Origin of the sequence: Enterobacter sp. MGH 33 (assembly GCF_000534535.1) — a bacterium.
Taxonomy (GTDB): domain Bacteria; phylum Pseudomonadota; class Gammaproteobacteria; order Enterobacterales; family Enterobacteriaceae; genus Enterobacter; species Enterobacter hormaechei_C.
Window position 1 is genome coordinate 926,484 of the sequence record NZ_KI973212.1, and the last position, 12,221, is coordinate 938,704.

The window sequence follows — 12,221 nt, forward strand, 5'->3', positions numbered from 1 at the left end:
AAACCTCCCGCTGCGTTATTTCAGCAGCTTATCCAGCATATTGATATCAGTGTTGTTGTGCAGGTGCGGTACGGTCCAGCCGTGCTGGTCGTACTCGGACATGCAGCGGTCAACCATCGCCATCATCTTGTCCATGTTGCCGGAGCTTTGCGCCTGACGCAGGCATTGCAGGCGGACCTCATCCTGGCTACCGGAGTAGTTGATTTCGTACAGCTCGTGACGTCCGCCAAACTCGCTGCCGATGGCATCCCACATCAGTTTCAGAATCTTGATGCGTTCGACATGATCCATCCCGTTGGAGCCGCGCACGTACTTCGCTAGGTACTGGTCGATCTGCGGGTTGTTCAGGTCCCGCGCGCTGGACGGCAGGTAGATCAGCCCCGAGGTCACGTTACGTTCGATGATGTTCTTGATCTTCGCATAGGCCATTGGCGCCATCACGCGGTAGGTCTGTAACGCCGCGTGGTCAGGCAGATACGCGCCGTTTACCCACGGAGTGGCTTCGGAGCACATGGAGTCGCTCAGCGCCCAGAACATGTTGCGCCATGCCACCACTTCGCCGAGATCCGCCTGCACGCCGCGGAACTCGAGGGTGCCGGTACACTCCAGCGACTTCTTCAGCAGAGCGGTGATGAAGTCGAGCTTCACTGCCAGACGCACGCAGGCCTGAAGCGGGTACATGCGGGCGAAGCCACCTTCCATCGTCCAGCGACGGCAGCGGTCGAAATCACGGTAGATCAGCACGTTTTCCCACGGGATCAGCACATGATCCATTACCAGAATGGCGTCGTTCTCGTCAAAGCGGCTGGAGAGCGGGTAGTCGTACGGAGAGCCTGTCGCCCCTGCCACCATCTCGTAAGAGGCGCGGGAGATCAGCTTCACCCCTTCGGCATCCATCGGCGCGACGAACATCAGCGCGAAGTCCGGGTTTTCGCCCATCACCTGCGCAGAACCAAAACCGATCATGTTGTAGTGGGTCAATGCCGAGTTGGTGGCCACCACTTTCGCGCCGCTGACGATGATCCCGGCGTCGGTCTCTTTCTCCAGCTTGATGTAAACGTCTTTCACCTCGTCCGCCGGTTTATGGCGATCGATCGGCGGGTTGACGATGGCGTGGTTAAAGTACAGGCCGGTTTCCTGAATACGGGTGTACCAGTTGCGGGCGTTCTGCTCGAACTGACCGTAGAAGGCAGGGTTAGCGCCGAGCGCGCAGCCGAACGCGGCTTTGTAGTCCGGCGTACGCCCCATCCAGCCGTAGCTCAGGCGCGACCACTCGGCGATGGCGTCACGCTGCTGGCGCAGATCGTCGGCACTTTTCGCCACGCGGAAGAATTTATGGGTGTAGCCGCCGCTGCCGGTGTCGGTACCCCAGCAGAGGGTATCCTGTATGTCTGGCTTGTGCAGGGCATCGTACATCTGGGCGATGGACGCCGCCGCATTGCGAAATGCCGGGTGGGTAGTGACGTCCTTAACGCGCTCGCCGTAGATATAAATCTCACGGCCATCTTGCAGGCTTTTTAAATACTCTTCACCGGTTAACGGACGTTTGGCATCAGCGCGAAAATCTTCAGGCTTCATAGGGACCTCGTATCGGAAGATGGTTGTTAAATTTATGTTTTGTTTTTGTTGTTTAATTGAAGCTTGAGACGGGCGGAACGTGAAGGGACGATTGGGACAACGGCAGGTACTTTTCGGGTGAGAGGTGGTTTTGTGATCTGTGCGGCTTTTCGGCGGGTGGCGCTGCGCTTACCCGCCCTACGAACCGTTATGCGTTCAGGAAACCGGTACTTTCTGCGCCCGGTATGCGCTGGGTGAGCACCCCGTCAGTCGGTTAAAAAAACGGGCGAAATAGGCCGGATCTTTAAACCCCAGCTGCCAGGCAATTTCGCTCACTGTGCTGTCGGAAAACAGCAGCAAACGCCTGGCTTCCCGCAGCTGGCGGTCGAAGATCAGCCGTTTCGGCGAGCGGTTGGCGAAGCGGCGACAGATATCGGTCAGGCGAGATTCGGTGAGATGCAATTCGCTGGCATACTCCGGCACCGTCCAGTGCTCGTGGTAATGAGCATCTGTCAGCTGGTTAAAGCGCTGAAAAAGCTTCAGCTCACCGCGCATGCCGCCTGACGCGTGGTCGTCGAGCTTCGCGTTGCGCAGCAGCAGGGTAAAAACGGCCTGGGCCAGCAGGACCAGCGTATGCTCGCGACCGGGCAGTTGTTCCGTGGATTCCCGGGCAATTAGCTGCCAGTAGTGCTTCAGCGCCGCCAGCTCGTCAGGCCTGTCGGCAAGCGACAGGCAGATCCCCGGCAGGCCGAACGCTTCCCGCGTACCGGGGTAGAGCACTTCTAACAGCGGCCAGATGAGATCCTCGCGCACCGTCAGCACGTGGCCGTCGCTGTCGGATTCGGTAATAAACGCGTGCGGCACCGACGGTGGCGTTAGCACGAACAGCGGCGCCTGCACCGAGTAACGGTGGTCGTCGAGCTGGAGCTCAATCTGCCCGGTGTCGAGAAAATGCATCTGAAAATACTGGTCGTGGCGGTGCGCCTGCATGTCGCGGCCAAAAAAGGCCGCCATGCGGGCAAACGACTGGTAGTGCACATCGTCTGTGCCCAGACTTTCGTCGTAATCCTTGCTGATATCAATGTTGGCGATGGGGCTCTGGCACATGATCATTCCTCTGTTGATCCCGCTGCGTCATCGGAATGCGCGTCAGTACCAGCGCGCCCACCACCAGCAGACCCGCCACGAACCACAGTCCCGAGCTGAAGCTGCCGGTCGCGTCGCGCAAAATACCTATCAGCAATGGGCTGACGGCAGACCCGACGTTGCCGATGGCGTTGATCACCGCCAGCGCCACCGCGCGGGATTGCAGGCTAATAACCTGATCCGGCGTGGTCCAGAATATCGCCATGGCGGTAAACGATCCGGTTGAGGCCATGATGATGCCAAGCAGCTGGATCAGGCTGTGATCGGTCGCCGAGGCCAGCATCCATCCCGCCGCTGCAAACAGATACGGCAGGATGGTGTGCTTTTTTCGCTCTTTCAGCCTGTCGGAGCGGCGGCTCCACCAGATCATCCCGAGGATGGTGCAAAACTGCGGGATCGCCGCCAGCAGGCCAATCACGATATTGCTGCTGCCGGTGTTGAAGCTTTGCAGGATCTGCGGCGTCCAGATGTTGATCGCGCTCAGCGTATTCGTCAGGCAGAAGTAGGCCAGCGTGTAGAGCAGCACGGCGGGCGTCAGCACCTCGCGCAGCGTCGAGCGCGGCGTGGCGGCGTGCGCAATGGCCAGCTCCTGTTCGCGGGCGATCATCGTTTTGAGTGCCTGCTTTTCGTCATCATCCAGCCAGGTGGCCTGATCCGGGGTGTCGTTAAGGTAGAACCAGGTCACCACGCCGAGCACCACCGATGGCAGCCCCTCCAGCAGGAACAGCCACTGCCAGCCCTTCAGGTTCCACAGCCCGTCCATCGCCAGAATGTACCCGGAGAGGATCGAGCCGAGCATCATGGTCACCGGCATGGCGATCATAAACAGCGCGTTGGCGCGGGCGCGGTGATACGCCGGGAACCACCAGGTGAGATAGACCAGAATGCCCGGCAGGAAACCGGCTTCGGCAATGCCCACCAGCATGCGCAGGACGTAGAGCGTTTCGGGGCTGGTGGCGAACATGGTGCAGGTAGAGGCGATGCCCCACACCACCATGATCCCGGCGATCCAGCGGCGGGCGCCGACCTTCGCCAGCATGATGTTGTTGGGGATACCGCACAGCACGTAGGTCACGTAAAACAGCGTCGCGGCCAGGCCAAACATGGTTGACGTGAGGCCCAGATCTTTGCCCATCGTCAGCCCGGCAAAGCCGATGTTGATGCGATCGAGAAACGAGAAAACAAACAGGATAAAAAGAAACACGATCAAACGACGGAACAGCTTATTAATAACGCGATGTTCAACAGCTTTATTATGCAGGGTTGAGGTCGTCATGTTGCGCTCCACATCGTACGTTTAGTAGACGGATTTATTGTTATCAACTGCTGTGGTGACGTCGGTAAAGCGGGCCGCCAGCGCTTCGGCGCTGCGGGCGAGCAGGGTGGTATCCACGCCGACCGCGACAAACAACGCGCCGAGGCTGAGATAGCGTTTTGCCAGCTGTTCATTCGCCATCAGGATGCCGGGCGCTTTGCCCGCGCTGAGGATCTGCGCGATCGCCTGTTCAATGGCGGCCTGCACCTCCGGGTGCTGCGGATTACCGGCGAAGCCCATGTCGGCGCTCAGATCCGCCGGGCCGATAAACACGCCGTCCACCCCTTCCACGTCCAGGATCTGCGGCAGGTTTTTCAGCGCCTCGCGAGTTTCGATTTGCACCAGCACGCACATGGCGTCGTTAGCCTGATGCAGATACTCCGGGATGCGGTTCCAGCGCGACGCCCGCGCCAGCGCGCTGCCGACGCCGCGAATGCCGGCAGGCGGATAGCGGGTGGCGCTGACCGCCAGACGGGCTTCGTCGGCGTTTTGCACCATCGGCACCAGCAGGGTTTGCGCCCCCACGTCCAGCAGCTGCTTGATCTGCACCGGATCGTTCCACGATGGGCGCACCACCGGCTGGCTGGGATAAGGGGCGATGGCCTGGAGCTGAGTCAGGACGGTCTGCACGCTGTTCGGCGCGTGCTCCCCGTCGATCAGCAGCCAGTCAAAACCGGCCCCGGCCAGTAGCTCAGCGCTGTAGCTGCTGGTCAGCCCCAGCCACAGGCCGATTTGTGGCTTTCCGGCTTTCAGCGCGGTCTTAAATGCGTTTTCCATGGTGCACTCCTACACAAAGCGGCAGCTAATCGAGCCCATGTTGCCGTAGTCGACGTGGAAGGTGTCGCCTCTGCTGGCGGCAACCGGGCGGGTAAACGAGCCGCCGAGGATGATCTGGCCTGGCTCAAGCTGCACGTCGTATGGCGCGAGTTTGTTCGCCAGCCACGCCACGCCGTTTGCCGGGTGGTTAAGCACGCCTGCGGCGACCCCGGTCTCTTCGATCACGCCGTTGCGGTAGAGCAGGGCGGAGATCCAGCGCAGATCCAGCTCGTCGGGTTTAATCGGGCGGCCGCCGAGGATCACGCCCGCGTTGGCGGCGTTATCGGAGATGGTGTCGAACACCTTGCGCGGGCGCTGGGTTTCCGGGTCAACGTTATGGCAGCGGGCGTCGATCAGCTCCAGGGCGGGGATGACGTAATCCGTGGCGTTGTAGACGTCGAAGATTGTGCAGTTCGGGCCGCGCAGCGGTTTTGCCAGCACGAAGGCCAGCTCCACTTCGATGCGCGGGACGATAAAGCGATCCACGGGGATGTCGCTGCCGTCGTGGAAGAACATATCGTCCAGCAGCGCGCCGTAGTCCGGCTCGCTGATCTGCGAGCTGGCCTGCATCGCTTTGGAGGTGAGGCCGATCTTGTGGCCTTTCAGCACGCGGCCTTCGGCGATTTTCAGGCTCACCCATTCGCGCTGGACGGCGTAGGCGTCTTCAATGGTGATCTCCGGGTACTCCAGCGAGATCGCGCGGATCTGCTCCCGGGATTGTTCCGCCTGATGCAGGCGGTGGGCGATCAGGGTATGGGTGTGTTTGTCGAGCATGGCGTATCCTTTGTGCGGCTGTTGCCGGGTGGCGCTTCGCTTACCCGGTCTACGGTTCGGTGCTGCTGTTGCCGGGTGGCGCTGCGCTTACCCGGCCTACGGTTTGGGGCCGTTGTAGGCCCGGTAAGCGCAGCGCCACCGGGCGAGCAAACGGCTACTTAAACAACGCGTGCACGTTGTTCTGCTTGTAATTAAGCGTCGGGTGCAGCTCGTCGAGCTCGAACGACAGCGCCAGATAGCGGGCGGCCATCAGCTCTGCAAAATGCGTTTTGATCAGCGCAAACAGCATCTCCCCCACGGCTTCCCGGCTTTCCAGGCTGCGCCCCGCGCCGATCTTCAGCGTCATATGCACAAAGGCGTAATCGTGCTTACCGTCTGCCATCTGCCAGGTGTCCAGCCAGTGGGCGCGGCTGCGGATGCCGCCGATGGGGAAGATGCCCGTGGCGGCGAGCGCCTCGTTCACTTTGGCGAACAGCCCTGGCAGGTCGGCCTGCTCGCGGATGTTGTCGGTACATTCAGCAATAAAATGCGGCATGGTGGCTCCTTACGCGGGCAGCGGGAAAACGGCGTTGACCTGGCCGGTGCCGGAGCTGGCGAACAGCTCGGTGAGAAACTCCACCTTACCGTTGTATTTGTCCCAGCCGAGCATCCCCAGCAGCATCACCGTGTCGTGCATATTGCCCTCGCCGTAGCAGTAGTCGGCGTACTCCGGCAGCATGCTGCAAAACTCCTTGAACTGACCCTCGCGCCACAGCTTCACCACGCGCTCGTCCATCTGGCGGTCAAACTCGCGGGTGTAGCTGTTCATCCCTTCCTCCGCGCGCTGGTCGTCGATAAAGCGGTGCGAGAGCGAGCCGCTGGCAAGCACCGCCACGGTGCCGTCGTATTTTTCGATGGCACTGATGATGGCCTCGCCCAGCCTGCGGCTGTCGGCGAAGTCGTGAACCGTGCAGAACGCCGAGATGGAGACCACTTTGAAGTGCTTATCCGCGTTCATGTAGCGCATCGGCACCAGCGTGCCGTACTCCAGCTTCAGGCTCGGGATGTTGTGCGCCTTGGCGCGAACGCCAAGCTTCACCGCTTCGTCGGCAATCAGCTGGCCGAGTTCCGGGTTGCCGTCGTAGTCGTAGGTCATGTCGCGAATAAAATGCGGCAGCTCGTTGCTGGTGTAGACGCCCGAAAAATGGTCCGCGCAGTTGATGTGATACGCGCTGTTCACCAGCCAGTGGGTGTCGAAGACGATAATGGTGTCCACGCCCAGCTCGCGGCAGCGCTTGCTGATCTCTTTATGCCCGTCGATGGCCGACTGGCGGCAGCCGTGGTTTTTGCCCGGCAGTTCAGAGAGATACATTGACGGAACGTGTGTGATTTTTGCCGCTAAGGCTAATTTTCCCATGATCAGATCCCCCACTTTGGAATCGGATGGTCACCCATGGAGATACAGACGTTCTTCATCTCCGCGAAGACCTCGAAGCTGTACTCGCCGCCCTCACGCCCGGTGCCGGAGGCCTTCACGCCGCCAAACGGCTGGCGCAGGTCGCGCACGTTCTGGGTGTTGACGAACACCATGCCCGCTTCGATGCTGCGCGCCAGACGCAGCACTTTGCTGACGTCCTGGGTCCAGATGTAAGATGCCAGGCCGTACTCCACGTCGTTCGCCAGGCGCAGGCCTTCCGCTTCATCCTTAAACGGCAGCAGGCAGGCCACTGGCCCGAAGATCTCCTCCTGCGCCACGCGCATGCGGTTATCGACATCCGCCAGCACGGTCGGGCGCAGGAAGTTGCCGCCTTTCAGGTGCGCAGGCAGATCGGTCGGTTTGTCCGGGCCGCCCGCCAGCAGGGTTGCCCCCTCTTCAATGCCGAGGCGGATATAGCCGGAGACTTTTTCCCAGTGCTGCTGGCTGATGAGCGCGCCAATCTGGGTGTTCGGATCGGTCGGGTCGCCCACGCGCAGGCGGTTGGCGCGCTCGGCAAAGCGTTTGACGAACTCCGGGTAGATGCTCTGCTGGATGAAGATGCGCGAGCCGGCGGTGCAGCGTTCGCCGTTGATGGAGAAAATGGTGAACAGGGCGGCGTCCAGCGCGCGCTCGATGTCTGCGTCTTCGAAAATCAGCACCGGCGATTTGCCGCCCAGCTCCATGGAATACTTCTTCAGCCCGGCGTTTTTCATGATGTTGCGCCCGGTGGCGGTACCGCCGGTGAAGGAGACGGCGCGCACGTCATGATGACGCACCAGCGTGTCGCCCGCCGTGGCGCCATAGCCCTGCACCACGTTGAGCACGCCCGCCGGAATGCCCGCTTCGAGGGCCAGCTCGCCCAGACGGTCAGCGGTCAGCGGGGAGAGTTCAGACATCTTCAGCACCGCGGTATTCCCTAAGGCCAGGCACGGCGCGACCTTCCAGGTGGCGGTCATAAACGGCACGTTCCACGGCGACACCAGCGCGCAGACACCCACCGGCTGCACCAGGGTGTAGTTGAGCATCTTGTCGTCGACCGGGTAGGTTTTGCCGTTCATCTGCTGGCACACCTCGGCGAAGAACTCGAAGTTGTGCGAGGCGCGCGGAATGAGCACGTTTTTGGTCTGGTGGATCGGCAGGCCGGTGTCGGCGGTTTCCATCGCGGCAATGTCCGGCACGTTCTGGTCAATCAGATCCCCCAGGCGACGCATCAGGCGCGCGCGCTCCTTCATCGGCAGGTTGGCCCATTTCGGAAACGCCTCTTTGGCGGCGGCAACGGCCTGATGGATTTCGGCTTCGCCGCCGGAGGCCACTTCTGCCAGCACCTCGCCGGAGGCTGGGTTGGTGGTGTGGAAGTACTCACTTCCGGCGACGTTTTTACCGTTGATCCAGTGGTTAATCTTTTTCATTTTGCAGTCTCCTCACTGACAATTCGGTTTACCAGACGGCCTACGCCTTCCACTTCCACCACCACCTCATCGCCCGGCACCACGTCGGACAGCCCCTTCGGCGTGCCGGTGGCAATCATGTCGCCCGGTTGCAGGGTCATAAAATCGCTCAGATACGCAATCAAGTAGGGGATGCTGAAGATCAGGTCTGCCGTGGTGCCTTCCTGACGCAGTTCACCGTTGACGTAGGTGCGAAGACGAAGGTTGTGCGGGTCAGGAATGGCTTCTTTTGGCACTACGTTCGGGCTGATGGGGGTCAGCCCGTCGCGGCTTTTCACCCGCAGGTTCGGGCGATAGTAGTTTTCGAGATAATCGCGGATGGCGTAATCGTTGCACACCGTATAGCCCGCCACGTAGTCCATCGCCTCGGCTTCGCTGACCTTGCGCGCGGTTTTGCCGATGACCACCACCAGCTCCGCTTCGTAATGCATGTACTCGATATTGTTCGGGCGCACCGACGTCTGGTTGTCGCCGTTAAAGGTATTCGGCGCTTTGATAAACACCAGCGGCTCGGTGGGTGGCTTGAAGTCCAGCTCGCTGGCGTGGTCGGCATAGTTCAGACCGAGGGCAAACAGCGTGGCGTGCGGCGGCGTGCGCGGAGCGATGGCAACGTCGCGTTCCTCCACCACCGGGTTTTCCAGCGGCGGAAATCCTTCTGCCAGAATACGTACCCGATCGCCCGGGCGAACTTCGACGCGGCTTTGCGGAGTGCCGAGCAATATCGCATCGCCGGGGTTCAGGGTGGCAAATTCGCTCAGGGCGCTCAGCAGTTCGGCGGCGTTGCGGTGCAGATCGGCCGTGTTCCAGTGGTCCGCTTCGCGGCCGTTGATCTCGGTGATGATGGTCAGATTATCCACATTATCAACGGCGACAGGTTCGCCGAGCGGGCAAAATCCATCCCGGCATTTGGCTTTGATCGCCGGACGGTAGAAGCTCTCTTCCGGCAGGCTGATTTCGTTAGCCAGCGCGTAGCCGGCGATGTACGCCGCCGCCTCTTCAACGCGTACTTTGCTGGCGGTTTTGCCCACCACCAGCGCCACCGTCGCGCCGCTTAACACGGTTTCTCCCTGCGGGAAGGGAATCGGTTCGCCTGCGCGGATAACAGTGTTATGTGGCTTGATAAACCACACCGCCGTTTTTGGCGGCGCGTTATAGGGGGCTTTTTCAAACGCCTCAGCCCAGGCCACACGCTGGCTTTGGTGGTTTAGCGCTACGGCAAAAACAGTACCTTTCATTCCCATACTCCTCAAACCGGCTGTCCGGTTTTGATTTCATTAATATGTTAATGATCTGGTTTTATGCTTTTGCTGTTCGTTTCGCAATCAGAAGTGAATAATTTGTGATGCGAATAACAATAAATTTACATAAAAGGGTAGATTGATATTTAAATCAATAAGTTAAAAAAATAACTTTGTTTCTGTTAGACTTTTTGGGTTAAAACGTGTTGTCTATAAAAGCATCTGTTTTTAATTGTTTATTTGTTAATGATGTAAGGGGTAGATGATGCATGACTCATTAACCATCGCGCTGTTGCAGGCGCGTGAAGCGGCGATGGGCTACTTCCGCCCGATAGTGAAGCGGCATAATCTGACCGAGCAGCAGTGGCGTATCGTCCGCGTGCTGGCCGAGCATCCCTCCATGGATTTTCACGATCTGGCGTTCCGCACCTGTATTTTGCGCCCAAGCCTGACCGGCATTCTGACGCGGATGGAGCGCGACGGTCTGGTGCTGCGCTTAAAACCGGTGACTGACCAGCGCAAGCTGTACGTGTCGCTGACGAAAGAAGGCAACGCGCTGTACCAGCGTGCTCAGGCTCAGGTGGAAGAGGCGTACCAGCAGATTGAGGCGGAATATACGCCTGAGAAGATGAAGCAGCTCACGGCGCTGCTGGAAGAGTTTATTGAACTTGGAAACCGACATATCGCCGCGAGGGACGAAGCGTAAAAACCCTAAATTCCAGGATGATTTTCGTAAAGTTTTCTCATGCCAGGCCGAATATTCTGTATCTGCCTGAGGAAAGAGAAAACATGTTAAACCGAATCAAGATTGTCACCAGCTTACTGCTGGTTTTAGCGATATTTGGCCTTTTACAACTCACGTCTGGTGGTCTTTTCTTCAATGCCCTGAAGCATGACAAAGAGAATTTCACCATCCTGCAAACCATTCGCCAGCAACAATCCACCCTGAACGGTAGCTGGGTGGCGCTGCTGCAAACCCGTAACACCCTGAACCGCGCGGGTATCCGCTATATGATGGATCAGAACAATATCGGCAGCGGCTCAACCGTCGCCGAGCTGATGCAGATTGCCTCTGCGTCTCTGAAACAGGCGGAAAAAAACTGGGCGGATTACGAAGCGCTGCCGCGCGACCCGCGTCAGAGCGACGTTGCGGCACTGGAAATCAAACGTAATTACGATATTTACCATGGCGCGCTGGCTGAGCTGATCCAGCTGCTGGGGGCGGGCAAAATCAATGAGTTCTTCGACCAGCCGACCCAGAGCTATCAGGATGGCTTTGAGAAGCAGTACGTCAACTATCTGCAACAGAACGACGCGCTGTATCAGACCGCGGTTGAAGACAGCAACAGCTCTTACCGCCAGGCTATCTGGGTGCTGATTAGCGTGCTGGCTGCGGTGCTGGTGGTGATTGTTGCCGTCTGGCTGGGTATTCGTCAGGCGCTGATTTCGCCGCTGAACCGTCTGATTGACAGCATTCGTCATATCGCCAGCGGCGACCTGGTGAAGCGCATCGACGTGGAAGGCTCCAACGAGATGGGGGTACTGGCTGACTCCCTGCGCCATATGCAGGGCGAGCTGGTGCGTACCGTGGGTGACGTGCGTAACGGCGCAAACGCCATTTACAGCGGTGCGAGCGAAATCTCGATGGGCAATAACGATCTCTCATCCCGTACCGAACAGCAGGCTGCCTCTCTGGAAGAGACCGCCGCCAGCATGGAGCAGCTGACTGCCACCGTGAAGCAGAACGCCGAGAACGCCCGTCAGGCGAGCAACCTGGCGCTGAGCGCGTCTGAAACCGCGCAGAAAGGCGGCAAGGTGGTGGATAACGTGGTGCAGACCATGCGTGACATCGCCGGCAGTTCGCAGAAAATCGCCGATATCATCAGCGTGATCGACGGGATTGCCTTCCAGACCAATATTCTGGCGCTGAACGCGGCGGTAGAAGCGGCGCGTGCGGGCGAGCAGGGGCGTGGTTTTGCGGTGGTTGCAGGTGAAGTCCGAAACCTGGCGCAGCGCAGCGCCCAGGCGGCTCGCGAGATCAAGAGCCTGATTGAAGACTCCGTGGGGCGCGTGGAAATTGGTTCAACGCTTGTTGAAAGCGCGGGTGAAACCATGGGTGAGATCGTGAATGCGGTAACGCGCGTGACGGATATCATGGGCGAAATCGCGTCTGCGTCTGACGAGCAGAGCCGCGGTATCGACCAGGTTGGGCTGGCGGTGGCTGAGATGGACCGCGTGACCCAGCAGAACGCCTCGCTGGTGGAAGAGTCTGCGGCGGCGGCCGCGGCACTGGAAGAGCAGGCGAGCCGTCTGACGCAGGCCGTTGCGGTGTTCCGTATTCAGCAGGAACAGATGAAGGCGCGCGAGTTCGCCTCGGCGAAAAGCGTTGCCGCACCGGTAGTGGCGCGTAAACCGGCGACCGCAGACGCGGGCGATAACTGGGAAACGTTCTGACGCTGTGCGTTTTGCCG

General features: G+C 59.6%; 11 protein-coding genes. 2 read left to right on the forward strand and 9 right to left on the reverse strand.

Annotated elements, in window-relative coordinates; translation table 11 throughout:
- Positions 1 to 15: 15 nt before the first annotated feature.
- The 9 genes from hpaB to hpaG form a co-directional block, all read right to left on the reverse strand.
- Positions 16 to 1,578, reverse strand: a complete 1,563-nt coding sequence (hpaB, locus tag L379_RS19525; protein WP_032652479.1) for a 4-hydroxyphenylacetate 3-monooxygenase, oxygenase component — start codon at positions 1,576 to 1,578, stop codon at positions 16 to 18.
- Positions 1,579 to 1,773: 195 nt separating this feature from the next.
- The gene (hpaA, locus tag L379_RS19520; RefSeq protein ID WP_017383853.1) at positions 1,774 to 2,664 is read right to left on the reverse strand and encodes a 4-hydroxyphenylacetate catabolism regulatory protein HpaA; all 891 of its coding nucleotides are present in this window, start codon (positions 2,662 to 2,664) and stop codon (positions 1,774 to 1,776) included.
- Positions 2,636 to 3,979 carry a 4-hydroxyphenylacetate permease gene (gene hpaX, locus L379_RS19515; protein ID WP_032652483.1) on the reverse strand — a complete coding sequence of 448 codons (1,344 nt, stop codon included), beginning with the start codon at positions 3,977 to 3,979 and terminating at the stop codon, positions 2,636 to 2,638. The genes hpaA and hpaX overlap by 29 nt, the downstream gene beginning before the upstream one ends.
- A 21-nt stretch (positions 3,980 to 4,000) precedes the next feature.
- The gene (gene hpaI / locus L379_RS19510) at positions 4,001 to 4,795 is read right to left on the reverse strand and encodes a 4-hydroxy-2-oxoheptanedioate aldolase (RefSeq protein WP_015572592.1); all 795 of its coding nucleotides are present in this window, start codon (positions 4,793 to 4,795) and stop codon (positions 4,001 to 4,003) included.
- Between the two features lie 9 nt (positions 4,796 to 4,804).
- Positions 4,805 to 5,608, reverse strand: coding sequence for a 2-oxo-hept-4-ene-1,7-dioate hydratase (gene hpaH, locus L379_RS19505; protein WP_015572593.1), 804 nt, complete (start codon positions 5,606 to 5,608; stop codon positions 4,805 to 4,807).
- A gap of 154 nt (positions 5,609 to 5,762) precedes the next feature.
- A complete protein-coding gene (locus L379_RS19500; RefSeq protein ID WP_023303044.1) occupies positions 5,763 to 6,143 on the reverse strand; it encodes a 5-carboxymethyl-2-hydroxymuconate Delta-isomerase in 381 nt (126 codons plus the stop codon).
- Positions 6,144 to 6,152: 9 nt separating this feature from the next.
- Positions 6,153 to 7,004, reverse strand: coding sequence for a 3,4-dihydroxyphenylacetate 2,3-dioxygenase (gene hpaD / locus L379_RS19495; RefSeq protein ID WP_032652486.1), 852 nt, complete (start codon positions 7,002 to 7,004; stop codon positions 6,153 to 6,155).
- A gap of 2 nt (positions 7,005 to 7,006) precedes the next feature.
- Positions 7,007 to 8,473, reverse strand: coding sequence for a 5-carboxymethyl-2-hydroxymuconate semialdehyde dehydrogenase (gene hpaE / locus L379_RS19490; protein ID WP_032652489.1), 1,467 nt, complete (start codon positions 8,471 to 8,473; stop codon positions 7,007 to 7,009).
- Positions 8,470 to 9,747, reverse strand: a complete 1,278-nt coding sequence (hpaG, locus tag L379_RS19485; RefSeq protein WP_032652492.1) for a 4-hydroxyphenylacetate degradation bifunctional isomerase/decarboxylase — start codon at positions 9,745 to 9,747, stop codon at positions 8,470 to 8,472. The genes hpaE and hpaG overlap by 4 nt, the downstream gene beginning before the upstream one ends.
- Positions 9,748 to 10,015: 268 nt before the next feature.
- Between hpaG and hpaR the strand changes: the two genes are divergently transcribed.
- Complete coding sequence (gene hpaR, locus L379_RS19480) at positions 10,016 to 10,456, forward strand: homoprotocatechuate degradation operon regulator HpaR (RefSeq protein ID WP_017383846.1); 441 nt, start codon at positions 10,016 to 10,018, stop codon at positions 10,454 to 10,456.
- A gap of 83 nt (positions 10,457 to 10,539) precedes the next feature.
- Entirely contained in the window at positions 10,540 to 12,204 is a 1,665-nt protein-coding gene (gene tsr / locus L379_RS19475; protein ID WP_032652493.1) for a methyl-accepting chemotaxis protein, read from the forward strand.
- Positions 12,205 to 12,221 lie beyond the last annotated feature (17 nt).